Here is a 25,576-nt window from a genome sequence, read left to right on the forward strand (position 1 = left end):
ACCCGGCGGCCCCATAAGGGCTCTAAACGCGAGGGGGAGACGGGTGAACCGGCTCCCCCTCGAAGTTTTTTCAAAGGAGCCTGACCATGACCTGCCTGGAATTGCGGACCCAAAGCTATCGGGAGGACAGTATCCCCGTCCTCGAGACCGAGCGGCTGATCCTGCGCGCGCCGAAACTCGAGGACGCTAAGCATGTAGCCGCGCTCGCCAACGACAAACGCATCGCGGAAAACACGCGACGCATCCCGCACCCTTATTCGCATGTCGATGCCGAGGACTTCATTGCCACGGCCAATGTGCCGAAGGGTGAGATCAATTTCCTCATCACCATGCGCGATGGCACGCCGGTCGGAGCATGCGGCATTGCAACGCATGACGATACGATGCCGGAGATCGGCTACTGGCTCGGCACCAAGTTCTGGAGTCAGGGCTACGGCACCGAGGCCGCACGCGCATTGATCGATTTCGCCTTCACCGAACTTGAGCACGAAGCGCTTCAGGCTGGTGCGCGTGTGACCAATCCGGCGTCGCGCCGCATTCTGGAAAAATGCGGCTTCCAATGGACCGGTGTCGGTCTGTCACGCATTCGCGCGCTCAACTCATCCGCACCCATCGATCGCTTCCGGCTCGATCGCGGCTTGTGGACATCCTTGCGCCGCTGGAGCGACGTCCGGCGCGTCTCTTAAGACGCCTCGAAGGATAGCGGGACGGATGTGCCGTCCCGCCGCTCCATGAAGGGGTGGAAATTTTCCCAATTTCGAGGTATGGACGCGTTTGCCTACGAGATGTCTGCTGGACGCTCGGTCGGCGGATGTCTCGTTAGAAGGGGAATGTAAGTGGCTACAGGTACGGTTAAGTGGTTCAACGCCACCAAGGGGTATGGCTTCATCCAACCCGGCGGTGGCGGCAAGGATGTGTTCGTGCACATTTCTGCGGTGCAGCGCGCAGGCCTGACGGGCCTGAATGAAGGCCAACAGATCGAATACGAAGTCGTGTCCAATCGTGGACGCGAGTCGGCTGAAAATCTGAAGGTGCGGTAACAACCTGACGCGGCCTGCCGGTCGCTTTAGAAAACCGCAGGATCAAGCCCGGCTTTCCAGCCGGGCTTTTTGTTTGTCACGCGACTTGTTTGTCCCACGCGGTCAGGCGAAAGCGGTTCAAGCCACCGCACGCCGCGGCAGGCAAGCTTCGGCGATCGCAGCGACATGCCGGTGATCGGTGCCGCAGCATCCCCCCATGATGTTGAAGCGCGTACCGAGCGCGCCCCGCAGTCGCGCATAGCGGCGGCCAAGATCGACGGGATCGCCAGTGTCGAGGTCCGGCGAATTGTCGAGTTCGGCATGGCTGCGCATCGACGAATTGGCTCTGATGCCGCGCAAGCGCTTCACCCAGGCTTCACCGTTTGCAAGCGCATCGGCAAAATGCGCCGGGTGAGCGCAATTGATCATGTAATAAGCCGGCGCGCCGTCAGTCTGTTCGTCGGTCTTGTCGATCGCCTCGCGCATCGTTTCGCCGCTCGGCAACCGTCCATCGGTTTCCGTGGTGAACGAAATCACCACCGGCATGCCGACCGATGCCGCCGCCCGCGCGATGCCGATGGCTTCGCCCGAATGCGTCATCGTGAACGCGCTGATGAGATCGGCTTCGGTATCGGCGAAGATCTCGGCCTGGAAGGCGTGATAGCGCTGCGCCTCATCGCCGCTCATTTGCTGTTCGGGGAAATAGCCATCGCCGCGCGGACCGATATTGCCGCTGATCGGCATCGGGCTTCGCGGCGTTTCGAACTCATCGCGCAGCGATGTCATCAATGCGATGCCTTTGCGATTGAAGCTGGTGAGTTCGCTGTAAGAATAACCGAGCTTCGTGCCCCAATCGGTGCTTGCGCGCCATGTCGCGCTTTCCAGCACGAAACCGGCATTCTGGGCTCGCGCGATCTCGACGTGACGGATGTAATAGTCGCGCAGCGTTCTTTCGCCGGCGTCGGTCGCGTGCAGCGTGAACGCGGCATTCAACGGCAAATCCATGCCCTCCTGGAAGATCAGCGTGGTTTCAAGGCCGCTATCGGTGAGAAACGGATAATCGTCGAGCTGCGGCAAATGCGAACGATATTTCGCCATCGTCTAACTCCTTCACATGAAATGCAAAAATGGGCGCGAACGCCGGGGGTGGACCCCATTGGTCGGCGCGGACACTAATGAAGTTCACGCTGCGGCCTAGCAGGATCGTGGTACAGCGCCGACAATGTCGCTAAACCGCATTCAGATCAGCGGCTTAGCGGGAATTCCAGTGCCGCGCCGCGGCCTTCCGGGAACGGGCGCGCGGGTGAACTGGACTCGTGGTACACTTGGCGATGCTCGAAAAAGCCCCGATCCGCAGTGGCAAGGACACGCGCGAGAAGCTGCTCGCGCTGGCGGAAGAGGCTGTTCTCGCCAAAGGCTTTGCCGGCACCTCGATCGACGAACTGATCACCGCGGCCGGCATCACCAAAAGCGGCTTCTTCTACCACTTCAAGGACAAAGGCGACCTCGCCAAAGCATTGCTGCTGCGCTACCTCGAACACGATCAGCAAGTGCTGGATGAACTATTCCGGCGCGGCGACGAACTGAATGAAGATCCGCTGCACGGCTTTCTGGTCGGCCTCAAGCTGTTCGCCGAGATGATGGCGAACATGACCGAAGCGCATCCCGGCTGCCTCGCTGCATCCTTCGTCTATCAGGACCAGCTCTTCAATCGCGACGTGCGCGACCTCAATGCCGAAGGCGTCCTGCGCTGGCGCCGCCGATTCCGCGAACGTTTCGAGCTGATCGCACAGAAATATCCGCCGCGCGATGACGTCGATCTCGATGCGCTGGCCGACATGGCCGCGACACTGATCGAAGGCGCGCTGATCCTGTCGCGCGCCCTGCGCGATCCGATGATCCCGCCAAAGCAAGTGCTGCTCTATCGCGACTTCGTCAGGTGCGTGTTTTTGAGGGATTGAGCTTTGGTGACTCCCTCCCTCTCAAACACATACTGCATTGGTGACCCCCACCCGACGCGCTTCACGCGTCGACCTCCCCCCTTTCAGGGGGAGGTGCAGTCAATACTTTAGTGATGCGAATGCCCGCCGCCCGCTGCGCCGCCTGACGGGGCACCACCGCCGATCGGCCCGACGCGATATTCGACATCGACCTTGCCGGCCTTCTCGAACACCAGCGTGCCTTTCACGGTCTGCCCTTGCTTGAGGCCGGATTTCAGCTCCTGGAACATGATGTGATAACCGCCAGGCGTCAGCTCCACGGTTTGACCCGGCTTGATCTCGAGACCCTTCGGTAATTCGCGCATCGTCATCACGCCGCCTTCCGTCGCCATTTCGTGGATCTCGAAACGGCCCGCGACCGGCACCGAACCGCCGATCAGGCGATCCGGCTCCTTGCCGTTATTGGTGATCTTCATGTAGCCGCCGGCGACCTTCGCGCCGCCTGGCGTCGCCCGCGACCATGGCGCTTCAATCGTGATCGAACCGACCTTGTAGACATTTGCTGCTGCCGGCGCGGCTCCTGCACCGTGCCCTTTATGCTGTGCCAGAATGACAACCGCAGGCGCCGGGAATTTCAACGCATGCGCATCCTGACCCTGCGCAGGAATATCAGTCCAGCGTGCTTCGCCGGTCTCGCATTCCTGCGTCACCGGAAAATACAAGCGACCTTCCGGCAAGTCGCCCGCAAGGAAACTCGCGAACACGAATTCATCGTAAAAATCGTCCGGCAACTTGCCGCCGCTCCAGACGATTTCCTTCACGCCTTCGGTGAGTTGCACGCCATGGTAATAAGGATACGATTTGCCATAGGCACCCTTCACGGTTTCGATCTGCCAACCCGGCTTCATCATCGGCTTCACCGCGATCACGCCTTCCGGAATCTGCGCGCGCACTTTCAGCGTCGCCGAGCCATCGCAGCCATGCGGCACTTTCAGAACCGCCTTGTAGCCCGTCCCTGCTTTCGCCTCGCGCGTTTCCAGCGTCACATGCGCGAAGGCGACGCCGCCTGCGAGCATCATCCAAGCGAAGGTCGTGGCCGTCCCTGCAAGTCTGGTCATCATGATCATCCTGTTGGTCTCCTACATTACCATTTGAATTTCAGGCCGGCATAGACGGCGCGGCCGGTGCCGGGTTCGAACAGCGCACTGCTGAGGTTTGCCACGCGTGCCGTGCTTGCGCTCGCGATGTAGGCCTTATTTGAGAGGTTGCGGCCTTCGACATAGAACGAGAGCCGCTCACCTTTGTCGTACCCTGCCCGCAACCCCCAAAGCGCATAGGGGTCTGTCGTCAGCGTATTGGCCGCATCAACGTAATAACCTTGCGGCACCCATTCGATATTTGGGCCAAAGAAAATTCCGGACGGGTGTTTGTAGACAAGCTCCGCGCGCAGATAATGAGGCGGTGCGCCAGGCAGCGCGTTGTCGCCCCAAGTTGGATCGTTGTCGTAGAAAAAATCGTTCCACGTATAGGCGACGTGCGCCCACAGCGTGTCGGGATTGTCACCCATGACAAACATCGACTTGACGAGCGCGGCCCCAAATCCGACTTCCAGCCCCTGATGCACAGTGCGACCGGCATTGAGGACATCGCATGAGCCGGTTGCTGCCTGATTGCTGAAACATAGAAGCTCGTTTTGGATTTCCGCGCGATAAAGCGCGATATCCCACGTGACATAAGGCCGGCGTCCGCGTGTCCCGATCTCATAGGTGGTTGCCCGCTGAGCCTGGATTTGCGTGAACGGGATCGCCAAGGCGCTTGATCCCTCACCAAAACTCGGCACCTCGGCGCTGCGCGAAATATTGGCGAAGACCTGCGCGGTTGGATCGATATCCCACAGCAACCCGAATTTCGGGCTCCACAGATTGAAATCGGTTTTGCCCGACTGATCGCCATTCGACAAAAAGCGGTCGATTCGCTGGCGCGACGCGTTCAAAAATTGCGTGCCGGCAACGGCCGCAACATTCGGCAGGAAGTAAAACGAATTCTCGACATAGGCGGAGGTGTTCTTCGACTTGTCCAGAGACGATGAGAGCAGCGCGCCTTTCGTCGCCATGACACCGTTCTGATATTGCTTGTTGTCGATCTCGCCATTGAGAATATTGACGCCGGCAACGAGCCTGTTCCTGAACCCATGGATCAGGCGGTCGTCGACCATGCGGCCAAACCCGCCATAGTCCTCATAATCGTAATCCAGCCACTGGAAGATCGGATGCATCAGGTGGCGACTGGTGCTGAAGGCGCCAACCTCGAAGGTTGTGTTGTCGAGCTGGATCGTCGTCTTGTTGGCCACGCGGTTTGAATTGATGTTGCGCTGCCAGTCGTTGAGGACATTGTTCAGGGCTGCGGTCCGCGGCGCGTTCAATGCGCTGGCTTTCGTCACCGAGCCGGGAATACGCTGCTCGATATTGTTGCCATTGAAATAGAAACGCGTCTCGACGTTCGGCGAAATCCGGTAACCGAAATTGGCCGAACCGCGCAGCAGGTCGCCGTTGCTGTGATCGCGGTAGCCATCCTGCATCTGGTACGAGCCGGTGACGAAATAGTCGAACGGTCCGTAAGCCGCGCCCGAACTCGCCTGAATCCGGCGATAGCCGAAAGCGCCAATATCCTGGCTCGCGGCAAGCGGACTGGCATCGCGCCCGCTTGGCACCACGAAATTGATCGCACCACCCAGCGCATTGGCGCCGAAGCGCAATGCATTGGCGCCGCGAAAAACCTCGGTGTAGCGGTACGCTGTGGGGTCGATCTCCTGCAGATCGAAATAACCGTCTGCGGTGTTGATGGGGATTCCATCCATGTAGAGCTGGATGCCGCGGCCATGGAAGTTGCGCGACAGGCCCGAGCCGCGGATCGACAGCCGCGCGTCCTCGCCCCATTTCGGCTGCGCCCAGACACCCGGGACATAATCGAACATGTCCTTCACGGTGGCTGTGCGCTGATCGCGCAATTCTTCCGACGTGACGATGGCGACGGCGCCCGGCGTCTGCTGGATCTCCTTGCGCGCTTCCGCAACGGTCGGAATGGTCAGGCTTCCTTCAGACGGCGCAACCGGCCCGTTACTTGGGTTCGCCGGCGATGTGACGGTGATGGTTGGCAGTGCTGTTTGTGCGGCCGCAATGGATGGCAGGATTGCCGCCAAGATGGCTGTCTTGGCCGACAGCGCGCAGGACGCGCGCAAAAAACGAGACATTTCAAACTCCGATTGACGATGTGAGATCGCGGCCGCAAACGGCCGCGGCGGATCACACAGTCAGCGGAGGTGCGCGCGCTGGCCCGGCCCGGGCCGGCGCTGTGTTGCGAAGTGTCTCGTCGGGGGTGGGAGCGTAGGTGCTGGCAATCGCCGGGCGCCGCAGCGGAATGGCGACCGGATCCGGCGTCAGCGCCGCCCCGGCCAGCAGCGAGCCGCACAGAACGCAGTGGTATTTGGCCGAATGCTGCGGGGCGCCGCCATCGTCCGACGGGGTGGTGCTGCCGCTGCCAAAGCAGATGACCGATAACTGGCCGAAATCAGCGCCGCTGGCGTTGGCCGGCAGCGGTGAGAAGGCCGCCAGCAGGGTCTGCAACGCAATGGCATAGGCCGCGATCAAACCGACCGCCGCCCGCACCCGCCCGCGTGTGAACAGACCCTTCATGGCCGCTTCGTTACCAAATCCTTGTCGCGGGCGCCACTGGGGTTCCCACAGGTCCAAGGACCATCGCAGCGGGCGTGACGCCGATAACTGCGCCCTCTCCCCTTGCGGGAGAGGGCATGAAAGTCTTCACGACGAATTCTGATGGGTGAGGGGTTACGGTCTATCGTAAGAGCGTAACCCCTCACCAATCGAACTCGCCGACTTGTCGGAGCAGCCCTCTCCCGCAAGGGGAGAGGGCGCAAATACCCGCACCGCGCTTGCGGCAACAGGCAGTCAAAGCGTGAAGTGCGCGCAAAGCTGCCCTATATAGGCCCCATGAAATTCCTCGACGAAGCCAAGATCTACATCCAGTCCGGCGCCGGCGGTAACGGCTGCGTGTCGTTCCGGCGCGAAAAGTTCATCGAGTTCGGTGGCCCGAATGGCGGCGATGGCGGCCGTGGCGGCGACGTGATCGCGCGCGCCGTGGATGGGCTGAACACCCTGATTGATTACCGCTACTTGCAGCACCACAAGGCGGAGCGCGGCGGCAATGGCATGGGCAAGGACCGCCACGGCGCCAACGGCAAGGATCTGATCCTGAAAGTGCCGGTCGGCACGCAGATCTATGAAGAGGATGGCGAGACGCTGATCGCCGATCTCGACAAGGTCGGCGACGAGGTCGTGCTGGCCCGCGGCGGCAATGGCGGCTTCGGCAATGCCTATTTCAAATCCTCGACCAACCGCGCCCCGCGCCATGCCAATCCCGGCCAGCCCGCGGTCGAAATGACGATCCGGCTGCGGCTGAAGCTGATCGCCGATGCCGGCCTGGTCGGCCTGCCGAATGCCGGCAAATCGACCTTCCTTGCGACCGTCAGCGCGGCGAAGCCCAAGATCGCCGATTATCCGTTCACGACGTTGCATCCGCAGCTTGGCGTGTTCGCCGTCGACAACCGCGAATTCGTGATGGCCGATCTGCCGGGGCTGATCGAAGGCGCGCATGAAGGCGTCGGCCTTGGTGACCGCTTCCTCGGCCATATCGAGCGCTGCCGCGTGGTGCTGCATCTCGTCGACGGCACCAGCGAGGATGTCGCTGAGGCGTATCGCGTCGTGCGCCACGAACTCGAAGCCTATGGCGAGGGCCTCGCCGAGAAGCCGGAAATCGTTGCGCTGTCGAAATGCGATGCCATGACCGAGGACGAGATCAAGGCGCAGATCAAGGCGCTGAAGAAGGCGGCGAAGAAAACACCGCTCGTGCTGTCATCACAGTCCGGCCAGGGCGTGAAGGAGGTTCTGCGCGCGCTGCTCGATGTGATCGACAAGGCCAGGCAGATGGAAGAGCCCAAGCCGAAGGACAAGATCGAGGCGTGGCAGCCATAAAGTTATTTGTCGTCCCCGCGAAAGCGGGGACGACCGAATTCTGAATCGCTATAACTTCAACATATCCCTCAGCTTCGCCGCATCGGCCGGCGCTGCGCTCTTCTGATCGTTGTCGAAATAGACATACACATCGCGGCGCTGGCGTTTCCATTTGCGGATATCGTCCGCCCACGCTTTCAGCGTCTTGTCGGAATAATGACCCTTGTAGCGGCCGCCCGGCCCGTGTCCGCGCACATAGACATGACGGGCTGTCACCACCCATGGCGCGGGCGCATCGGCATGATCCGAAAGACAGAGCGAAACATCATGCTCGCGAAGAAGACCGAAGATACGTTCATCGTACCAGCTCTCATGACGAAACTCGAAAACGTAAGCGTGCTTGCGCTTCAGGAGCTTCAGGAATGAGGCAAGCCGCTCGTAATTGACGTGAAATCCCGGCGGCAGCTGAAACAGTACAGGGCCAGCCTTGTCGCCGAGCCGCTTGAGGCGTGTTTCCATCAGCGTGAGCGAGTTGCGGGACTTGTCGGTCAGCCGCTTCCAGTGGGTGATGAATTTCGACGCCTTCCAGGCGAAGATGAAATCGGGCGGGGTCTGATCGCGCCAGCCTTTCACAGCCTCGACCGTCGGCGTGCGATAGAACACGCCATTGAGCTCGGTGGTATCGAACTGCGTCGCGTAATAGGCCAACTGATGCTTGACCATCAGTTCCTTGGGAAAGAACGGCCCGCGCCAGGACTGATAGTGCCAGCCCGAGGTGCCGATATGGATACGGGCCATCTGCCTCTCTTCAATATGCTTTCAGTTCATGACGGGCGGGAAATTCGCTGCTAGATAACGCCCCGCCGGCCCCAAGAGTTCGGCTTCCTGAAGATCGCTTGTGATGTCCACCCGTACACCCGCCCTCACCGATTTCCGGCGCATCGTCGTCAAGGTCGGCTCGTCGCTTCTGGTCGATGCCGCCGCCGGCAAGCTGCGCGAGCCATGGCTGCGCGCCTTGTGCGAAGACATCGCCTCGCTGCACGAGGGTGGCCGCGACATCCTCGTAGTATCTTCTGGCTCGATCGCGCTCGGACGCTCGGTGCTGAAGCTGCCGAAGGGCCCGCTGGAACTTGAGGACTCACAGGCCGCTGCCGCGGTGGGACAAATCGCGCTCGCCCGCATCTGGGCTGAGATGCTGTCCGGCCACGGCATCACCGCAGGGCAGATCCTCGTCACCCTCGGCGACACCGAGGAGCGGCGCCGCTATCTCAATGCGCGTTCGACCATCGACCGCCTGCTCAAGTGGAAGAGCGTACCGGTGATCAACGAGAACGACACCGTCGCCACCACCGAAATCCGCTACGGCGACAATGACCGCCTCGCCGCGCGGGTCGCAACCATGGTGAGCGCCGACCTGTTGGTGCTGCTGTCGGACATCGACGGCCTTTACGACGCGCCGCCAAGCGTGAAGGCCGATGCGAAATTGATCCCGGTCGTCGAGCGCATTACGCACGAGATTGAATCCATGGCCGGCGCATCGGGCTCGGAATTGTCGCGCGGCGGCATGGTCACCAAGATCGAAGCCGGCAAGATCGTCACCAATGCCGGAACGCACATGGTGATCGCCTCGGGCAAGACGATGCATCCGTTGCGCGCCATCATCGATGGCGGGCCTTGCACCTGGTTTCTCACGCCGGCCAATCCGGTTACCGCCCGCAAGAAGTGGATTGCAGGTGCGCTCGAATCCAAAGGCATATTGCATATCGATGCTGGCGCCGTGGCGGCGCTGCGGCGTGGTGCGAGCTTGCTGCCAGCGGGCGTGAAGCGTTGCGACGGCGCGTTCCAGCGCGGCGACGCCGTGATCATCCGCGATCTCGACGGCGCGGAGATCGCGCGCGGGCTTGTCGCTTATGATGCCGAAGATGCCGGCAAGATCATCGGCCAGTCGTCAGCCGATATCGTCAGCATTCTCGGCATATCGGGCCGCACCGCGATCGTGCATCGCGACGATCTGGTGCTGTCGGGACGCTAGCGCATGATCCGGAAAAGTGGGCACCGATTTTCCGACAAGTTTATGCACAAACAAATGACTCAACGCACCGGAAAATCGAAATAGTCGCCGGGGAACGGCTCGTTCCGCAGCGTGAAGTGCCACCATTCCTTTGCATAGGGAATGAACCCATGCGCACGCATCGCGTCGGACAGTAATTTGCGATTGGCGCGCTGCTGCGCACTGACATCGCCGCGCGATCCCGCGCGCGGCGACAGGAAATCGAAATGCGTGCCCATGTCGAGTTCTTCGTTGCCCGGCAACGACACCAAGGTGAGATCGACGGTCGAACCGCGCGAATGTCCCGAACGCTGCGAGAGATAGCCTTCGCGAAACAGATGGCGCTTGTCGATGTCGGGATAGAATTCGGCCTTGGTCCCGTTCTCAGGCCCGCGCGCCCAGCGGGCGAAATGCGCCACCGCCCGCACCGGCCGATAGCAATCGAACACCTTCAGCCCCAGCTTCCGCGGGGCAAGGTCCCGTTGCACCGCCCCCAATGCCGCAGCCGCCTGCCGGGTCAGGATGCAGACCGGCGCCTCATAGCCATCAACCCGCGTGCCGACAAAATTGTGCGGACTGAAATAGCGCAGATCGACCACAAGGCCCGGCACCACAGAGGCGACATCGACAAAAGCTGATGGCCGGGTCTGCGCGTCCACGCTTTGTCCCATGCACGAGAGAATGGCGGCAACGGCGAGTCCTCTCGGCAATGAACGAATCGCGCGCTGCATGCGGAAAGGATGGCGTAACGCCACCAAATCATCAACGTTTCCAATACCATCCATGAAGAACACGCATGCCAAACTGGTCTGGCAGGCCCCCTGCCGCCTCGCCCGTGCGGCGCTTACATGGTACACGATGTCGCCCGTGTTCACTGTAGTTGACGCCTGAACTCATGACTGCGCCTCTAAAATCCGTCGATTCCGCCGCCTCTGTGACCGACCTCATGCGGGACATCGGTCAGAAAGCCCGTAAAGCTGCGCGCGTTCTGGCCTTGGCGCCGGCACAGCAGAAGGAACAGGCGCTGCTGGCGATGGCGCAGGCAATCCGCGCAACGACAAAGGACATCATCGCCGCCAACGAAGCCGATGTCGCCGATGCCAAGGCCGCGGGCATCACCGGCTCGTTCCTCGATCGTCTGATCCTCAACGAGAAGCGCATCGAAGGCATGGCCGAGGGACTCGAAGTTGTCGCCAAGCTGAAAGATCCGGTCGGCGACGTGATATCGAAATGGAAGCGGCCGAACGGCATGACCATCGAGCGCGTGCGCACGCCCATCGGTGTCATCGGTGTGATCTACGAAAGCCGCCCCAATGTCACCGCCGATGCCGGCGCGCTGTGCCTGAAGGCCGGCAATGCCGCGATCCTGCGCGGCGGCTCGGATTCGCACAGATCCTCGCGCGCCATTCATGCCGCGATGCTGGACGGCTTGCGAAGCGCCGGTCTGCCGGAAGATGCGATCCAGCTCGTGCCGGTGCGTGATCGCGCTGCCGTCGGCGAAATGCTGAAAGGCCTCAACGGCAACATCGATGTGATCGTGCCGCGCGGCGGTAAAAGCCTTGTCGCGCGCGTGCAGGACGAAGCGCGCGTTCCGGTCTTCGCGCATCTTGAGGGTATCAACCACGTCTATGTCGACAAGAAAGCCAAGCTCGATATGGCCAGGGAGATCATCCTCAATGCAAAACTGCGGCGCACCGGGGTCTGCGGCGCAGCCGAAACATTGCTGATCGATCAGAATGCACCGAAGAAGGTTGCCAAGGCCCTTGTGACAGCGTTGCTCGATGCTGGCAGCGAAGTGCGCGGCGATGCGGCGATTCAGAAAATCGATGCACGCGTGAAGCCGGCCAGCGACGATGATTTCGGCAAGGAATTTCTCGACGCCATCATCGCTGCCAAATTTGTCGATGGGATCGACGATGCCATGGCGCATATCGAACACTATGGCTCGCAGCATACCGACGCGATCGTGACGCAGGATAAGGCCGCAGCGGCGAAATTCCTCAACGAAGTGGATTCCGCCATCGTGCTGCATAACGCCTCGACGCAATTTGCCGACGGCGGCGAGTTCGGGTTCGGCGCTGAAATCGGCATCGCCACGGGCCGCATGCATGCACGCGGCCCGGTCGGCGTCGAGCAACTCACATCGTTCAAATATCGTGTGCGCGGCACGGGACAGACAAGGCCGTGACATCGTGGCCGTTATGAAGCCCGGCGATGGCCCGACACGCACCCTCGTCAAGAGCGTGACAAAGGCGCGCGTGACGCTTCCTCCGCACGCCCCCGGCCTGCGCATCGGCTTGTTCGGCGGATCGTTCAATCCGCCGCATGAAGCGCATCGCGCGGTCAGCCTCCTGGCGATGAAGAAGCTGCAGCTCGATCGGCTGTGGTGGCTGGTGACACCGGGCAATCCGCTGAAAGACAAAAACGCATTGCCGCCGATCGGCGAGCGCATCGCAATGGCGCAAGCGATGGCCGATCACCCGCGCATCGATGTCACCGGTTTCGAAGCCGTCATCGGCGCGAAATATTCATACGATACGATCGCCTGGCTGCTGAAAGAATCGCCGGGCACTCATTTCGTCTGGATCATGGGTGCGGACAATTTGAAGGACTTCCACCGCTGGAAGCACTGGCGCGATATCTTCATGATGCTGCCGATCGCGGTCGTGGACCGCGGGGGCCTCAGCCTCAAGGCCGCCTCGGGGCCTGCCGCCATCAGCTTCGCCAAAGCCAGAATCCCCGAAAATCAGGCATCACGGCTGCCGGTTTTACCGGCACCGGCCTGGGTTTATCTGCACGGGGTCAAGTCCGACCTGTCCTCGACCCGGATTCGGGCCGAAAAGGAAGGGAGCGGCCATTGAAAGTGCTGACCCATCGTGCCTACATTCGTGAGTGTTGAGTCTCGTCTTGAACGCAACCGTAAGAAGGAAAGGGCCTCTGACAACACAAGCGACCGCGCGGTCTCGTGCAAAAACGCCTGAAACGTCTAGTGCACCTGTCGTACCGCAGACCGTTTCCGAGGTGCGTGACGCCTCCGAAACGTTGAAAATCGTCCTCGACCGTCTCGAAGAGATGAAGGCAGAGGACCCCGTCACCATCGACCTCACCGGCAAAACCTCGATTGCAGACCTGATGGTGGTGGCCTCGGGCCGCTCAAACCGCCATGTCGGCGCTGTCGCGGACGATGTCGTGGAGCATTTGAAGAAATCCGGACTGAAAGACATCCGCGTTCAGGGCCAGCCGCATTGCGACTGGGTGCTGATCGATGCCGGCGACGTGATCATTCACGTGTTCCGGCCGGAAGTCCGCGATTTCTACGCGATCGAAAAGATGTGGGCGGGCGGCCAAAACCCGGCTCAACGCAAGTCGAACTGATCGCGAAGGAACTCCGATGCGCGTGCTGGTGCTCGCGGTCGGGCGTATGAAGAAGGGCGCGGAAGCGGACCTTGCCGCGCGCTATCTGAAACGTGTGCTCCAGGCCGGCCGCAATATCGGGATTCGCGATATCGAAATCGTCGAAATCCGCGAAAGCCGGGCGCAGGATGCCGAGCGCCGCAAGCTCGAAGAAGCCATCGCGATCGCCAATGTCGTGCCTGACAAATCGGCCATCGTGCTCCTCGATGAACGGGGCGAATCGATCAGCAGCGCCGCCTTCGCCGAGCATCTGGGGCAATGGCGCGATGGCGGACAGCCGGCGGTCGCTTTCGTCATCGGCGGGGCCGACGGATTGGCCGAAAGTCTGCATTCCAAGGCCAAAACCGTCCTGAGCTTTGGCGCGGCGACCTGGCCGCATCAGATGGTGCGGATTATGCTTTTGGAGCAGCTCTACCGGGCTGTCACAATCCTGTCCGGACACCCATATCACCGTGAATAAAAGCGCCTGACTGCGGCAAAAAGGCACAAGAAGGCCGCTATTCCGGGGCATGAACGGAGCCGAATGATCGGGTCTTGCACAAAAGCGCGAGTTTTGCGCCGGGTCACTGCCGGGGCTGCCATTTTGGCCGCCTCAATGGGCGGAGGCGGAACCGTTCTCGCGCAAAACGGCGGCCCCCCAAAAGCTGCCGTCGAGACCCAAGCGGATAATGACATTCTGAAGGCGCGGGAACGGGAACTCGAGGCCGCCCGCAATGAGCAGAAACGGGCCGCCGAGACCGAAGCCCGCCTGCGCGCGGAAATCGAAAGCTTTGGCAACGACCGCCGGAAATTGAACGCGGACCTGATCGCTACCGCAGCCCGCATGCGCGAGGTCGAAGACCGGCTGTCGGCCACCGAAGGCCGCGTGGCTCCGCTGGAAGAGCAGGAAGGCAAATTGCGCCAGTCGCTGAACGATCGCAGAGACGTCATCGCCGAGGTATTGGCGGCGCTTCAGCGCATGGGTCGCCGTCCGCCGCCAGCCTTGCTGGTCAGCCCGGACGACGCCGCCAAGACTGTTCGGAGCGCAATCGTCCTTGGTGCGGTGGTGCCTGAAATGCGAGCAGAGGCTAACCGGCTGGCGGCGGATCTGACACAGCTTCAGAAATTGCGGTCGGATATTGCCAGCGAACGGACGAAACTGACGACCGATCTGAAATCGTTGTCTGACGATCAGGCACGCATGACGCTGCTGATCGAAGAACGTGGCAAGCAGCAAGCCAATTCGGAACAGGCGTTGGAGAAACAGCGCGCTCAGGCCGGTGTGTTGGCCAAGCAAGTCGATAATTTGCAAGATCTGGTCACAAGACTGGAACAAGGGCTGGAGAGTGCCGCACGCGCAGCGAAAAGTGCCGCCCTGTCCGAAGATCAAAAGGGCGCGAGCAAACCGGCTCTGACTGCGCTCAGCGATCCCGGCCGCCTGTCTCCCGCCATCGCTTTTGCATCGACGCGCGGCTCACTGCGGATGCCGGTGAATGGCGTGAAAATTCGCGATTTTGGTGCTGCTGACGGGATCGGCGGAACCGAACGCGGGATATCGATTGCGACCCGCCCCGGGGCACAGGTCACGGCACCATGCGACGGCTGGGTGGTCTATGCCGGCCCGTTTCGTTCTTACGGGCAACTCTTGATCCTGAATGCAGGCGGCGGATATCATATCGTGATCGCTGGTATGGAACGAATTTCCGTCGACATCGGTCAATTCGTGCTAACCGGCGAACCAGTCGCAGCAATGGGGAGCGGCACAGCGCGAGTAGCGGCGGCATCTCCCATAGGGACCAGCCAACCGGTGCTTTACGTTGAATTTCGCAAAGACGGGACACCCGTCGATTCCGGCCCGTGGTGGGCCAAGAAAGAAAGTGAGAAGGTCCGCGGATGATGCGCAAGACAATCCTCGTCCTCATTGGAGCGGCGGCAGGCGCGGCCCTGACGCTGGTCGCGGTGCAACCCCGCATCATGTTTGCCGGCATGAGCGCGAAAGCAGCCGCGTCGTCGGACACGTACCGCAATCTTAACCTGTTCGGCGATGTGTTCGAACGCGTCCGCTCCGACTATGTCGAGAAGCCGGACGATGCGAAGCTGGTCGAAACAGCGATCAATGGCATGCTGGCCGGACTCGATCCGCATTCGAGCTACATGGACGGCAAAAGCTTCCGCGACATGCAGATCCAGACACGCGGTGAATTCGGCGGTCTCGGCATCGAAGTGACGATGGAAGACGGCCTCGTGAAGGTCGTGTCGCCAATCGACGAAACGCCCGCCGCCAAGGCCGGCATTCTCGCCAACGACATCATCACCCATCTCGACGATGACGCCGTGCAGGGCCTGACCCTGAACCAGGCGGTCGAGAAGATGCGTGGACCGGTCAACACCAAGATCAAGCTGCGCGTGATGCGCAAGGGTCAGGACAAGCCGATCGAGATCTCGATCACCCGCGACATCATTCGGGTGCGCGCGGTGCGTTCGAACGTGCAGGGCGACGATGTCGCCTACATCAAGCTGACCCAGTTCAACGAACAGACCACCGACGGCCTGAAGAAGGCCATCGCTGATCTGACAGCGCAGATTCCGGCCGACAAGCTGAAGGGCTACATCATCGACATGCGCAACAACCCGGGTGGCCTGCTCGATCAGGCGATCTCGGTGTCGGACGCATTCCTTGAGCGTGGCGAGATCGTCTCGACCCGTGGGCGCAATGTTGAAGAGACTCAGCGCTTCAACGCCCGCGCCGGCGACCTGACCAAGGGCAAGCCGATCATCGTGCTGGTCAATGGCGGCTCGGCTTCGGCTTCGGAAATCGTGGCCGGCGCGCTGCAGGACCACAAGCGGGCGACCGTGCTCGGCACCCGCTCGTTCGGTAAAGGTTCGGTGCAGACCATCATCCCGCTCGGGGCCGGCAACGGCGCGCTGCGGTTGACCACGGCGCGCTATTTCACGCCATCCGGCAAGTCGATCCAGGCGAAGGGTATCTCGCCGGACATCGAAGTGCTGCAGGACGTGCCGGACGATCTGAAGGCGCGGTCGGACACGAAGGGCGAATCCTCGCTGCGCGGCCACCTCAAGGCTGACGGTGACGAGCAGACCGGTTCGCAGTCCTATATCCCGCCGGATCCGAAGGACGACAAGGCGCTGAAAATGGCGGCTGACCTTCTCCGTGGCACGGTGACCAACTCGGCCTTCCCGCCGAGCGGCAAGCGGGCGGAAGCTCCGAAGCAGTAATTGCTTCGAAAGCCTACGACATACGGACGGGGCGGTCTTCGGGCCGCCCCGTTTCTTTTTGCCGGACCGGCAGGCTGTGTTTCCGCCAGCAGAATCGGGATCCGAAGCCGGCTATGGCCGGCGAAGGCCGGTAGCCACCTCGCGCGAAAACACTCTAGACTCGCAGGTATGATTCGCAGGGCACGATGCCGGACTTTGCGGAGTCATAATCCATCGTAATCGGGCAATCGTGCCGTGGATGAACTGAACACCCCCCTCGGCCAAGGGCCGTCCAAGCCGCGCCGGTTCGCAGTGCCGACCATCGCAACCCGTGCCGTTGCGGGGACATTGGCCGCGATTATCGCGGTATTCGTGCTGTGGGCGATCATCGCGCAGGACCCGATGGGCGGCGAACCGCACGCCAAGGTCTCGATCACCGCACCGGAATCGCTTGAGGCGAACGCGCCCAAGCCGCCAGCTCCGAAGCCGGACGCACCGATGCATGAGCAAGCGGCGACGCAGCCGGACAAGCCGGCTGGTACGACCATCACCATCATCGACGGGTCGAGCGGCAAGCGGCAGGAAGTCACGATCCCGAATACGACCGACAGCAAACGGACCCCGGCCGAAACACGGCTGCTCGAGACATCGCGTCACGGGCAGATTCCACGGATCGCACCGGACGGCACCCGCCCCGCCGATGCCTATGCTCACAAAGCGGCGATATCGGAAAAGGGCGCGCCGGACGGTCCGCAGGTCGCTATCATCGTCGGCGGCCTTGGCGTCAGCGCCTCCAGCACCGCCGATGCGCTGTCGAAATTGCCTGGCGCAGTGACCTTCGCCTTCACGCCCTATAGCAGCGAGCTCGACACGCTGGCCGGTCGCGCACGTGACAAGGGGCATGAGGTCTTGCTCCAGATTCCGATGGAGCCGTTCGATTATCCCGACAACGATCCAGGTCCGCAGACCTTGTTGTCGTCTCTGTCCCCCGAGCAAAATGTCGACCGCCTGCATTGGCTGTTCAGCCGCATGCAGGGCTATGTCGGCATCACCAATTACATGGGCGCGCGCTTCACCGCCTCGGACAACGCGCTCGCACCGGTGCTGCGCGAAGTGTCACGCCGCGGTCTGATCTATGTCGACGATGCATCCTCGCCGCGCAGCGTCGCCGGGCAGATTGCCGGCGCCAACAAATTGCCGTTCGTGAAGTCGGACGTCGCCATCGACGCGGTGCCGAGTGCGGCCGAGATCGATAACGCGCTGCGGCGGCTGGAATCGGCTGCGCGCGAGCGCGGCATCGCCGTCGGCTATTCCTCCGCCTTGCCGGCCAGCATCGACCGTATCGCCAAATGGGCGAAAGCCGCGCAATCCCGCGGCATCACGCTGGTTCCGGTCAGCACCGTTGCGGTGAAGGCGCGGTCGAGCTGATCACTTCAGCGGTCGTCTGCGCCGCCAGGCGAGGACGACTTGGTCCTGGCGTTCTTGCAAATGACACAGACGCCCGGCAAAATTTCTGCATGAGGAAAGAAGATTTCGAGAAGCTGCCGTATCGTCCCTGCGTCGGCATGATGGTGCTCAACCGCAGCGGCCAGGTCTTCATCGGCCGGCGGCTCGACGGACCCGAACATGTCGATGCCATCCATGCGTGGCAGATGCCGCAGGGCGGCGTCGACGAGGGCGAGGATCTTTATGAAGCGGCGCTGCGCGAATTGCAGGAAGAAACCAGCATCCGCTCGGTCACGAAGCTTGCCGAGATTCCGGACTGGCTCGCCTATGACATTCCCGCCAACATTGCCGGTCAGGCCTGGAAGGGACGATATCGCGGTCAGAAACAGAAGTGGTTTGCGTTCCGCTTCACCGGCAACGAGAAGGAAATCAACATTCTCAATCCGGCCGGCGGTCACAAGCCGGAATTCGTCGAATGGCGCTGGGAGCCGATGCGCAATCTTCCTTCACTCATTATCCCGTTCAAGCGTCCGGTCTATGAAACCGTCGTGAAGGAATTTTCGCGGTTCGCCTGAGGACTCCGCAAGCCTCGAAGAACAACGTCGCTTTGCAATTATCTCCGTTCGTCCCCGCGAAAGCGGGGACCCAGCGCATAACGAAAAAGACGTTGCTGCATTTCTGGTCCCCGCTTTCGCGGGGACGAACGGTGATGGGTCACATCACCACCAAAAACAAACGTCATAGAAATTCGGCGAGGCAATTCGCCGCATTGGCGTGCCGTGAAGTCGACAACGCGCGAACATAGTGGGTCTTCCGATTCAACGGAGACAACGATGCTCGACGCGAAACGCCTGCTCGATCAGTTCATGGGTGCGCCCAGCCAGCATATGCCCGACCATCGCGGAGGTGTGCCGCAACAGCAGCAGAGCGGACCTCAGAGGGGCGTCGGCGACATGGTCGGCGGACTGAGCAACGGTCTTGGCAACATGCTGGGTAGCAATCTCGGCGGCATTGGCGGCGGCGCCCTCGCCGGCGGCCTTGCCGCATTGCTGATGGGCTCAAAGTCGGGCCGCAGGATGGCCGGCAGCGCGTTGCAGCTCGGCGGCATGGCCGTTGTCGGTGCGCTCGCCTACAAGGCTTATCAGAACTGGCAGAGCGGCAAGACCGTGACGCAATCGACTGTGCCATCAACGTTGCCGCCGCCGCCGGCTGACACGCCTTTTCTCCCCGCGCGCGAAGCCGAACAGCAATCGCTCAGCCGTCATTTGCTGCGGGCGATGATCGCCGCGGCAAAATCCGACGGCCATGTCGATGCGAAAGAACAGGCCGCGATCTTCGCCGAGATGGACAAGCTGCCGCTCGATGCCGACGACAAGGCTTTTGTCATCGATGAAATGCGGAGGCCGCTCGATGTCGATGCTGTTGCGGACGCGGCGCGCACGCCGGAAGAGGCGGCGAGCATCTATACGGCGTCGTTGCTCGCGATCGACGTCGATAATCCATCCGAGCGCGCCTATCTCGGCTTGCTCGCAGCGCGGCTCAATCTCGACGATGCGCTGGTGAAGCATTTGCATGCGAGCGTCGAGGGCGCGACCGTGCCGGCGAAAGATCCGGCAATGGCGAGATGACTGCTTCTTTACCCTCCCCCTTGTGGGGAGGGTCGCCGAGTGAAACGAGGCGGGGTGGGGGTCGTCGTTCTTATCAAATCGCAGCTACCCCCACCCCGATCTCCTTCGCTCTGCTCAGTCGATCGACCCTCCCCACAAGGGGGAGGGTAAAGACTTCAAATAAAAAAAGCCGGGCAATGCCCGGCCTTTTTGTTTGCGCCTCCGGCTTTCGCCGATCAATGCATCGCCGTGCCGGTGAGATGGAAATCGAGCCACTTGAAGTGATCGAGGCGCGAAATCTCCCTGTCGAGCGCGGATCCGCCGTCAGAGTTTTCGAGCTTCTTCACTTTCTCTTCGCTCTTCTTGATCTGCGCCGCCAGCACAGCCTTGTCGAAATCCTCAACCGCCGTTGCGACATCGGCCAGCACCGTCAGACCGGTCGGTGACACTTCGGCAAAGCCGCCGAAGATCACGACCTTCTCTTCGCTGCCGTTGCGCTTGATCGTCATGATGCCCGGACGCAGCGTCGTCACCAGCGGCGCATGACCGGCCAGGACGCCGAAATCGCCCTCGGCGCCGGGAATGTCCACCTGCTCGACCTCCCCGGAGATGAGGAGCTCTTCAGGCGAGACGAGATCGAAATGAAAAGTGGCCATGATAGAATTTGCTCCGCTCTCTCATCTCCCTCCCCCCTTGTGGGGGAGGGGTGGGGAGGGAGGTGGTCACGGAGCGAACGAAAATCCGTATCGCAAGGACCCCCACCCCGACCGCCCTCGCTGTGCTCCGGCGGTCGACCCTCCCCACAAGGGGGAGGGTAAAGAAACTACGCCGCTTCCGCCGCGAGACGCTTGCCCTTCTCGACCGCTTCTTCGATCGAGCCGACCATGTAGAAGGCTGCTTCCGGCAGGTAATCGTACTTGCCTTCGCACAGGCCCTTGAAGCTCTTGATGGTGTCGGCGAGTTCGACGAACTTGCCCGGCGAGCCGGTGAACACTTCCGCGACGAAGAACGGCTGCGACAGGAAGCGCTCGATCTTGCGGGCGCGTGCGACCGCGATCTTGTCCTCTTCCGAAAGCTCGTCCATGCCGAGAATGGCGATGATGTCCTGAAGCGCCTTATAGCGCTGCAGGATCTGCTGCACCTGACGGGCCACCGCGTAATGCTCTTCACCGACGATCAGCGGTGACAGCATGCGCGAGGTCGAGTCAAGCGGGTCCACCGCCGGATAGATGCCCTTTTCCGAAATCGCACGCGACAACACCGTGGTCGCATCCAAGTGCGCGAATGATGTTGCAGGCGCCGGGTCGGTCAAGTCGTCGGCCGGAACGTAAATGGCCTGCACCGAGGTGATCGAACCCTTGTTGGTGGTGGTGATGCGCTCCTGCAAAGCGCCCATGTCGGTTGCGAGCGTCGGCTGATAACCCACCGCCGAAGGAATACGGCCGAGCAGCGCCGACACTTCCGAACCCGCCTGCGTGAAGCGGAAGATGTTGTCGACGAAGAACAGCACGTCCTGACCCTGATCGCGGAAATGTTCGGCGACCGTCAGACCTGACAGACCGACGCGCGCGCGCGCTCCAGGCGGCTCGTTCATCTGACCGTACACAAGGGCGCACTTAGAGCCTTCGCCGCCGCCCTTCTTGTTGACGCCGGATTCGATGAACTCGTGATAGAGATCGTTGCCTTCACGCGTCCGCTCGCCGACGCCGGCGAACACGGAGTAACCACCGTGCGCCTTGGCGACGTTGTTGATCAGTTCCTGAATCAGCACGGTCTTGCCGACGCCGGCGCCGCCGAACAGGCCGATCTTGCCGCCCTTCGCGTAAGGCGCGAGCAGATCCACCACCTTGATGCCGGTGACGAGAATTTCCGCTTCGGTCGATTGATCGGTGTAGAGCGGCGCATCCTGATGGATGGCGCGCTTGGCTTCGGCCTTGATCGGACCGGCTTCGTCGATCGGCTCGCCGACGACATTCATGATGCGGCCGAGGGTGCCGACGCCGACCGGAACCTCGATCGGCAGTCCGGTATCCTGCACGTCCTGGCCACGCACGAGACCTTCCGAGGTGTCCATCGCGATGGTGCGAACGGTGTTCTCACCGAGATGCTGGGCCACTTCGAGCACCAGGCGCTGGCCGTTATTTTCGGTTTCCAGCGCGTTCAGAATGGCCGGCAGATGCTCGTCGAACTGCACGTCAACGACGGCGCCGATCACCTGCGTGATCTTTCCGGTCTTGTTGGGTTTGCCTGCAGTGGCTGTGACCATATCAGTCTCCTTGAAACTCAAACGACGGTCAGCGTGACCGGCACGTTGTTGCGCGTGGCGCGCGAATAGGGGCAAATCTTGTGGGCGTCTTCGACCAGCGCCTGAACTTTGGCCTTGTCGGCGCCAGGGATCGTCACCTTGATCTCGGCCTTGAAGCCGAAGCTGATCTCATCCTTGTCCATCGACAGCGCAACGGTGACGCGCGCATCCTGACCGTCGAGATCGTGCTTCTTGGCGAGCGCGAGAATCGCCTGACCGAAGCAGGCCGACCAGCCGAGCGCGAAAAGCTGCTCCGGATTGTGGCCCTCGCCGTTGCCGCCAAATTCCTTTTGCAGCGCCATGGCCAGCGCGAGACCACCATTTTCGAGAATCGCGCGGCCATTGCGGCCGCCCTTGGTGGTTGCAGAGATCGAATAAGCCATTCGCCAATCTCCTCTACAGGGCCTCGGCGCCGGAAATGATTTCGATCAGTTCTTTCGTGATCATCGCCTGACGGGTGCGGTTATAGGTGATCGTTTGCTTCTTGATCATGTCGCCGGCATTGCGCGTGGCATTGTCCATCGCGCTCATGCGCGCGCCCTGCTCGGACGCGGCATTTTCCAGCAGCGCGCGGAACACCTGGATCGCCAGGTTGCGCGGCAGCAATTCGTCGAGGATTTCGGCCTCTTCCGGCTCGTATTCGTAGGTTGTGTCCGCCTGACCGCCGTTGTCGGCTTTTTCCGGCAGCAACGGCGGGATGATCTGCGTGGCGGTCGGGATCTGCGCGATCACCGATTTGAAGCGCGAGAAGAACAAAGTCGCGATATCGAACTCGCCTTTCTCGAAGCGGTCGACGATGTTCTTGGCAATGGTGTCGGCATCGGTGAAGCCGACATTCTTGACGCCGCGCAGCTCGATCAGCTCGACGATAGACTTCTCGTAGTTACGGCGAAGCTGGTCGTAGCCCTTGCGGCCGACGCAGAGGATTTTCACCTGCTTGCCGGCGGCAGTCAGTTCCGCAATCTTTTCGCGCGCAAGACGGACGATCGCCGAATTGAAAGCGCCGCACAGACCGCGCTCGGCCGTGCAGACGACGAGGAGATGAACCTGGTCGTTGCCGGTGCCGCCGAGAAGCTTCGGCGCGGTGGCGAGATCGGTGACGGCCCCGGCGATATTGCCGAGCACCTTTTCCATGCGTTCGGCGAACGGGCGTGCCGCTTCGGCCGCGGCCTGTGCGCGTCGCAGCTTGGATGCCGCGACCATCTGCATGGCCTTGGTGATCTTCTGCGTCGCCTTGGTCGAGGCGATGCGCACGCGCATGTCTTTGAGGCTGGCCATTGCCCTATCAGTCCTAGCTCTCTTCCTTACCTCCCCCAGAAAGGGGGAGGTCGGCGAGCAAAGCTCGCCGGGTGGGGGTCTTCAGGCGAGGCGAACCCCACCCGGTCGGCTTTCGCCGACCACCCTCCCCTTTTCAAGGGGAGGGAAAAACTCACGCAAACGACTTGGCGTAACCGTCCACGATACCCTTCAGCTTGGCCGCCGAGGCATCGTCGAGATCGCGCGAGTCGCGGATCGTATTCAGAAGATCGGCATGCTTGCTGCGCAGCAAGTTCAACAGGCCGTCTTCGAACGCGCGCACCTTGTTGACCGGCAGCGGATCGAGATAGCCGTTGGTGCCGGCCCAGATGACCGCGACCTGTTCTTCCATCTTCAGCGGCGAGAATTGCGGCTGCTTCAGCAATTCGGTCAGACGCGAGCCGCGATTCAGCAAACGCTGCGTGGTGGCATCGAGGTCGGAGCCGAACTGCGCGAACGCCGCCATTTCACGATACTGCGCGAGCTCGCCCTTGATCTTGCCGGCGACCTTTTTCATCGCCTTGGTCTGCGCCGACGAACCAACGCGCGACACCGACAGACCGACGTTCACCGCCGGACGAATGCCCTGATAGAACAAGTCGGTTTCCAGGAAGATCTGGCCGTCGGTGATCGAAATCACGTTGGTCGGAATATAGGCCGACACGTCGTTGGCCTGGGTTTCAATGACCGGCAGCGCGGTCAGCGAACCTGCGCCGAGGCTGTCATTCATCTTCGCCGCGCGCTCGAGCAGGCGGGAGTGGAGATAGAACACGTCGCCCGGATAGGCTTCACGGCCGGGCGGACGGCGCAGCAAGAGCGACATCTGACGATAGGCGACAGCCTGCTTCGACAGATCGTCATAGATGATCACGGCGTGCATGCCGTTGTCGCGGAAATATTCGCCCATAGTGCAGCCGGTGAACGGCGCCAGGAACTGCATCGGCGCCGGATCGGAGGCGGTGGCGGCGACGACGATCGAATATTCGAGCGCGCCCTGCTCTTCCAGCACCTTCACGAATTGCGCGACGGTCGAACGCTTCTGGCCGACCGCGACGTAAACGCAATACAGCTTGATCTTCTCGTCGCCGGTGGCGTTGAGCGGCTTCTGATTGAGGATGGTGTCGAGCGCAATCGCGGTCTTGCCGGTCTGACGGTCGCCGATGATCAGCTCGCGCTGGCCGCGGCCGATCGGGATCAGCGCGTCAACGGCCTTGAGGCCGGTCGCCATCGGCTCATGCACCGACTTGCGCGGGATGATGCCCGGGGCTTTGACGTCCACGCGCATGCGCTTGTCGGCCTTGATCGGGCCCTTGCCGTCGATCGGATTGCCGAGCGCATCGACCACGCGGCCGAGCAGGCCCTTGCCGACCGGTGCGTCGACGATGGCGCCGGTGCGCTTGACGGTCTGGCCTTCCTTGATCTCGCGGTCGGCGCCGAAAATAACGATACCGACATTGTCGCTTTCGAGATTCAGCGCCATGCCGCGGGTGCCGTTCTCGAACTCGACCATCTCACCGGCCTGGACATTGTCGAGGCCGTAGACGCGTGCGATGCCGTCACCGACCGACAGCACCTGGCCGACTTCGGAGACCTCAGCCTCCTGACCGAAATTCTTGATCTGATCCTTCAGGATCGCGGAAATTTCTGCGGCGCGGATGTCCATCAGCGAGCCTCTTTCATGGCAGTCTTGATCGAATTGAGTTTGGTGCGGAGCGAGCTATCGACCATCCGGCTGCCCAGCTTGACGACGAGGCCGCCGATGATGGCCGGATCGACCTCGACCTGGAGATCGACATCCTTGCCCGTCACCGCGTTGAGCGCGCTTTTGAGCGACGCGAGATGCTGGTCCGACAGCGGCTCAGCGACCGTAACGCTGGCCGCCACCTCGCCCTTGTGGGTCGCCACCAGCGCGCGGAACGCCTTGATGATACCACGGATCGCGAACAGCCGCCGGTTGGACGCGACCAGCTTGATGAAATTGGCGGAGATGCCGTCGATGCCGGCCTGTTTCAGGATCGGCTCCAGCGCCTTCACCTGCTCGTCGGCGGTAAAGACGGGGCTGCGCACCAGGCGGTTGAGGTCGGCGCTGCCGGCCACAAGCTCGTCGAACCGGTCGAGATCGGCCCGCACTTTATCCAGCGCCTTCTCTTCCAGCGCGAGGTCGAAAAGGGCGGTCGCGTAACGCCCCGCCACACCAGCGACAATCGGTTGTTCGCTTGCCATTGACCCGTTTAGCTATTCGATGATCCGCAAGCTTGGTACCGTCGCGCGGACGGC

The 25,576-nt window shown here is 61.6% G+C and carries 26 protein-coding genes; 14 read left to right on the forward strand and 12 right to left on the reverse strand.

What is annotated here, in order from left to right; translation table 11 throughout:
- The first annotated feature begins 86 nt into the window (after nt 1-86).
- Both CAK95_RS07265 and CAK95_RS07270 read left to right on the forward strand, forming a co-directional pair.
- Nucleotides 87-686: a GNAT family N-acetyltransferase gene (locus CAK95_RS07265; RefSeq protein ID WP_086087309.1), complete on the forward strand. Its 600-nt coding sequence runs from the start codon at nt 87-89 to the stop codon at nt 684-686.
- A gap of 150 nt (nt 687-836) precedes the next feature.
- Nucleotides 837-1,040 (forward strand): cold-shock protein, encoded by a 204-nt coding sequence (locus CAK95_RS07270; protein ID WP_086087310.1) that lies wholly within the window; start codon nt 837-839, stop codon nt 1,038-1,040.
- Between the two features lie 117 nt (nt 1,041-1,157).
- On the opposite strand, the gene CAK95_RS07275 is transcribed toward CAK95_RS07270, so the two are convergent.
- Nucleotides 1,158-2,117, reverse strand: a complete 960-nt coding sequence (locus CAK95_RS07275) for a homocysteine S-methyltransferase family protein (RefSeq protein ID WP_086087311.1) — start codon at nt 2,115-2,117, stop codon at nt 1,158-1,160.
- 233 nt (nt 2,118-2,350) lie between these two features.
- Between CAK95_RS07275 and CAK95_RS07280 the strand changes: the two genes are divergently transcribed.
- Nucleotides 2,351-2,980 carry a TetR/AcrR family transcriptional regulator gene (locus CAK95_RS07280; RefSeq protein WP_086087312.1) on the forward strand — a complete coding sequence of 210 codons (630 nt, stop codon included), beginning with the start codon at nt 2,351-2,353 and terminating at the stop codon, nt 2,978-2,980.
- Nucleotides 2,981-3,087: 107 nt separating this feature from the next.
- Here CAK95_RS07280 and CAK95_RS07285 read toward each other — a convergent pair whose 3' ends face one another.
- The 3 genes from CAK95_RS07285 to CAK95_RS07295 are packed head-to-tail and all read right to left on the reverse strand — an operon-like array spanning nt 3,088 to nt 6,651.
- Nucleotides 3,088-4,080, reverse strand: a complete 993-nt coding sequence (locus tag CAK95_RS07285) for a DUF1775 domain-containing protein (protein ID WP_245303656.1) — start codon at nt 4,078-4,080, stop codon at nt 3,088-3,090.
- A 23-nt stretch (nt 4,081-4,103) separates the two neighbouring features.
- A complete protein-coding gene (locus CAK95_RS07290; protein WP_086087313.1) occupies nt 4,104-6,209 on the reverse strand; it encodes a TonB-dependent receptor family protein in 2,106 nt (701 codons plus the stop codon).
- A 52-nt stretch (nt 6,210-6,261) separates the two neighbouring features.
- Complete coding sequence (locus tag CAK95_RS07295) at nt 6,262-6,651, reverse strand: DUF2946 family protein (RefSeq protein ID WP_086087314.1); 390 nt, start codon at nt 6,649-6,651, stop codon at nt 6,262-6,264.
- A 315-nt stretch (nt 6,652-6,966) separates the two neighbouring features.
- Here CAK95_RS07295 and obgE point away from each other — a divergent pair, with 315 nt between their 5' ends.
- Nucleotides 6,967-8,007 (forward strand): GTPase ObgE, encoded by a 1,041-nt coding sequence (gene obgE, locus CAK95_RS07300; RefSeq protein WP_086087315.1) that lies wholly within the window; start codon nt 6,967-6,969, stop codon nt 8,005-8,007.
- Nucleotides 8,008-8,055: 48 nt separating this feature from the next.
- Here the strand turns inward: obgE and CAK95_RS07305 are convergent, their stop codons facing one another.
- On the reverse strand, nt 8,056-8,784 hold the full coding sequence (locus CAK95_RS07305; protein WP_086087316.1) for a DUF72 domain-containing protein: 729 nt from the start codon (nt 8,782-8,784) through the stop codon (nt 8,056-8,058).
- Between the two features lie 103 nt (nt 8,785-8,887).
- Here CAK95_RS07305 and proB point away from each other — a divergent pair, with 103 nt between their 5' ends.
- A complete protein-coding gene (proB, locus tag CAK95_RS07310) occupies nt 8,888-10,018 on the forward strand; it encodes a glutamate 5-kinase (protein WP_086087317.1) in 1,131 nt (376 codons plus the stop codon).
- 59 nt (nt 10,019-10,077) lie between these two features.
- Here the strand turns inward: proB and CAK95_RS07315 are convergent, their stop codons facing one another.
- A complete protein-coding gene (locus CAK95_RS07315; protein WP_245303657.1) occupies nt 10,078-10,695 on the reverse strand; it encodes a M15 family metallopeptidase in 618 nt (205 codons plus the stop codon).
- Nucleotides 10,696-10,931: 236 nt separating this feature from the next.
- Between CAK95_RS07315 and CAK95_RS07320 the strand changes: the two genes are divergently transcribed.
- From CAK95_RS07320 to CAK95_RS07360, 9 genes are all read left to right on the forward strand, one after another.
- Complete coding sequence (locus CAK95_RS07320; RefSeq protein WP_086087318.1) at nt 10,932-12,224, forward strand: glutamate-5-semialdehyde dehydrogenase; 1,293 nt, start codon at nt 10,932-10,934, stop codon at nt 12,222-12,224.
- 13 nt (nt 12,225-12,237) lie between these two features.
- The gene (locus tag CAK95_RS07325) at nt 12,238-12,897 is read left to right on the forward strand and encodes a nicotinate-nucleotide adenylyltransferase (protein WP_086087319.1); all 660 of its coding nucleotides are present in this window, start codon (nt 12,238-12,240) and stop codon (nt 12,895-12,897) included.
- A gap of 76 nt (nt 12,898-12,973) precedes the next feature.
- Nucleotides 12,974-13,411, forward strand: a complete 438-nt coding sequence (gene rsfS / locus CAK95_RS07330; protein WP_425349700.1) for a ribosome silencing factor — start codon at nt 12,974-12,976, stop codon at nt 13,409-13,411.
- A 16-nt stretch (nt 13,412-13,427) separates the two neighbouring features.
- Nucleotides 13,428-13,910, forward strand: a complete 483-nt coding sequence (gene rlmH / locus CAK95_RS07335) for a 23S rRNA (pseudouridine(1915)-N(3))-methyltransferase RlmH (protein WP_086087320.1) — start codon at nt 13,428-13,430, stop codon at nt 13,908-13,910.
- A 135-nt stretch (nt 13,911-14,045) separates the two neighbouring features.
- Nucleotides 14,046-15,326, forward strand: a complete 1,281-nt coding sequence (locus CAK95_RS07340) for a murein hydrolase activator EnvC family protein (RefSeq protein WP_342587997.1) — start codon at nt 14,046-14,048, stop codon at nt 15,324-15,326.
- On the forward strand, nt 15,323-16,666 hold the full coding sequence (locus CAK95_RS07345; RefSeq protein ID WP_086087322.1) for a S41 family peptidase: 1,344 nt from the start codon (nt 15,323-15,325) through the stop codon (nt 16,664-16,666). Before CAK95_RS07340 ends, CAK95_RS07345 begins: the two co-directional genes overlap by 4 nt.
- A gap of 234 nt (nt 16,667-16,900) precedes the next feature.
- Nucleotides 16,901-18,073, forward strand: a complete 1,173-nt coding sequence (locus CAK95_RS07350) for a divergent polysaccharide deacetylase family protein (protein WP_086087323.1) — start codon at nt 16,901-16,903, stop codon at nt 18,071-18,073.
- Between the two features lie 89 nt (nt 18,074-18,162).
- Nucleotides 18,163-18,666, forward strand: coding sequence for an RNA pyrophosphohydrolase (locus CAK95_RS07355; protein WP_086087324.1), 504 nt, complete (start codon nt 18,163-18,165; stop codon nt 18,664-18,666).
- Nucleotides 18,667-18,924: 258 nt separating this feature from the next.
- Nucleotides 18,925-19,719 carry a tellurite resistance TerB family protein gene (locus tag CAK95_RS07360; RefSeq protein ID WP_086087325.1) on the forward strand — a complete coding sequence of 265 codons (795 nt, stop codon included), beginning with the start codon at nt 18,925-18,927 and terminating at the stop codon, nt 19,717-19,719.
- Nucleotides 19,720-19,934: 215 nt separating this feature from the next.
- Here the strand turns inward: CAK95_RS07360 and CAK95_RS07365 are convergent, their stop codons facing one another.
- The 6 genes from CAK95_RS07365 to CAK95_RS07390 form a co-directional block, all read right to left on the reverse strand.
- A complete protein-coding gene (locus tag CAK95_RS07365) occupies nt 19,935-20,354 on the reverse strand; it encodes a F0F1 ATP synthase subunit epsilon (protein ID WP_086087326.1) in 420 nt (139 codons plus the stop codon).
- A 167-nt stretch (nt 20,355-20,521) separates the two neighbouring features.
- Nucleotides 20,522-21,964 (reverse strand): F0F1 ATP synthase subunit beta, encoded by a 1,443-nt coding sequence (atpD, locus tag CAK95_RS07370; protein ID WP_086087327.1) that lies wholly within the window; start codon nt 21,962-21,964, stop codon nt 20,522-20,524.
- A 17-nt stretch (nt 21,965-21,981) separates the two neighbouring features.
- Nucleotides 21,982-22,386 carry an organic hydroperoxide resistance protein gene (locus tag CAK95_RS07375; RefSeq protein WP_086087328.1) on the reverse strand — a complete coding sequence of 135 codons (405 nt, stop codon included), beginning with the start codon at nt 22,384-22,386 and terminating at the stop codon, nt 21,982-21,984.
- A 13-nt stretch (nt 22,387-22,399) separates the two neighbouring features.
- Complete coding sequence (locus CAK95_RS07380; RefSeq protein ID WP_086087329.1) at nt 22,400-23,281, reverse strand: F0F1 ATP synthase subunit gamma; 882 nt, start codon at nt 23,279-23,281, stop codon at nt 22,400-22,402.
- Nucleotides 23,282-23,432: 151 nt separating this feature from the next.
- Entirely contained in the window at nt 23,433-24,962 is a 1,530-nt protein-coding gene (gene atpA, locus CAK95_RS07385) for a F0F1 ATP synthase subunit alpha (RefSeq protein ID WP_086087330.1), read from the reverse strand.
- The gene (locus CAK95_RS07390) at nt 24,962-25,522 is read right to left on the reverse strand and encodes a F0F1 ATP synthase subunit delta (protein WP_086087331.1); all 561 of its coding nucleotides are present in this window, start codon (nt 25,520-25,522) and stop codon (nt 24,962-24,964) included. Before CAK95_RS07390 ends, atpA begins: the two co-directional genes overlap by 1 nt.
- Nucleotides 25,523-25,576 lie beyond the last annotated feature (54 nt).

The sequence above is a fragment of the Pseudorhodoplanes sinuspersici genome, from assembly GCF_002119765.1.
Lineage (GTDB): Bacteria > Pseudomonadota > Alphaproteobacteria > Rhizobiales > Xanthobacteraceae > Pseudorhodoplanes > Pseudorhodoplanes sinuspersici.

Excerpts from the sequence above, each read along its gene's own strand:
- CAK95_RS07265 (WP_086087309.1), top strand. The coding sequence starts at position 87 with ATGACCTGCCTGGAATTGCGGACCCAAAGCTATCGGGAGGACAGTATC.
- CAK95_RS07275 (WP_086087311.1), bottom strand. The coding sequence starts at position 2,117 with ATGGCGAAATATCGTTCGCATTTGCCGCAGCTCGACGATTATCCGTTT.
- CAK95_RS07280 (WP_086087312.1), top strand. The coding sequence starts at position 2,351 with ATGCTCGAAAAAGCCCCGATCCGCAGTGGCAAGGACACGCGCGAGAAG.
- CAK95_RS07285 (WP_245303656.1), bottom strand. The coding sequence starts at position 4,080 with ATGATGACCAGACTTGCAGGGACGGCCACGACCTTCGCTTGGATGATG.
- CAK95_RS07290 (WP_086087313.1), bottom strand. The coding sequence starts at position 6,209 with ATGTCTCGTTTTTTGCGCGCGTCCTGCGCGCTGTCGGCCAAGACAGCC.
- CAK95_RS07295 (WP_086087314.1), bottom strand. The coding sequence starts at position 6,651 with ATGAAGGGTCTGTTCACACGCGGGCGGGTGCGGGCGGCGGTCGGTTTG.
- obgE (WP_086087315.1), top strand. The coding sequence starts at position 6,967 with ATGAAATTCCTCGACGAAGCCAAGATCTACATCCAGTCCGGCGCCGGC.
- CAK95_RS07305 (WP_086087316.1), bottom strand. The coding sequence starts at position 8,784 with ATGGCCCGTATCCATATCGGCACCTCGGGCTGGCACTATCAGTCCTGG.
- proB (WP_086087317.1), top strand. The coding sequence starts at position 8,888 with ATGTCCACCCGTACACCCGCCCTCACCGATTTCCGGCGCATCGTCGTC.
- CAK95_RS07320 (WP_086087318.1), top strand. The coding sequence starts at position 10,932 with ATGACTGCGCCTCTAAAATCCGTCGATTCCGCCGCCTCTGTGACCGAC.
- CAK95_RS07325 (WP_086087319.1), top strand. The coding sequence starts at position 12,238 with ATGAAGCCCGGCGATGGCCCGACACGCACCCTCGTCAAGAGCGTGACA.
- rlmH (WP_086087320.1), top strand. The coding sequence starts at position 13,428 with ATGCGCGTGCTGGTGCTCGCGGTCGGGCGTATGAAGAAGGGCGCGGAA.
- CAK95_RS07340 (WP_342587997.1), top strand. The coding sequence starts at position 14,046 with ATGGGCGGAGGCGGAACCGTTCTCGCGCAAAACGGCGGCCCCCCAAAA.
- CAK95_RS07345 (WP_086087322.1), top strand. The coding sequence starts at position 15,323 with ATGATGCGCAAGACAATCCTCGTCCTCATTGGAGCGGCGGCAGGCGCG.
- CAK95_RS07355 (WP_086087324.1), top strand. The coding sequence starts at position 18,163 with ATGAGGAAAGAAGATTTCGAGAAGCTGCCGTATCGTCCCTGCGTCGGC.
- CAK95_RS07360 (WP_086087325.1), top strand. The coding sequence starts at position 18,925 with ATGCTCGACGCGAAACGCCTGCTCGATCAGTTCATGGGTGCGCCCAGC.
- CAK95_RS07365 (WP_086087326.1), bottom strand. The coding sequence starts at position 20,354 with ATGGCCACTTTTCATTTCGATCTCGTCTCGCCTGAAGAGCTCCTCATC.
- atpD (WP_086087327.1), bottom strand. The coding sequence starts at position 21,964 with ATGGTCACAGCCACTGCAGGCAAACCCAACAAGACCGGAAAGATCACG.
- CAK95_RS07375 (WP_086087328.1), bottom strand. The coding sequence starts at position 22,386 with ATGGCTTATTCGATCTCTGCAACCACCAAGGGCGGCCGCAATGGCCGC.
- CAK95_RS07380 (WP_086087329.1), bottom strand. The coding sequence starts at position 23,281 with ATGGCCAGCCTCAAAGACATGCGCGTGCGCATCGCCTCGACCAAGGCG.
- atpA (WP_086087330.1), bottom strand. The coding sequence starts at position 24,962 with ATGGACATCCGCGCCGCAGAAATTTCCGCGATCCTGAAGGATCAGATC.
- CAK95_RS07390 (WP_086087331.1), bottom strand. The coding sequence starts at position 25,522 with ATGGCAAGCGAACAACCGATTGTCGCTGGTGTGGCGGGGCGTTACGCG.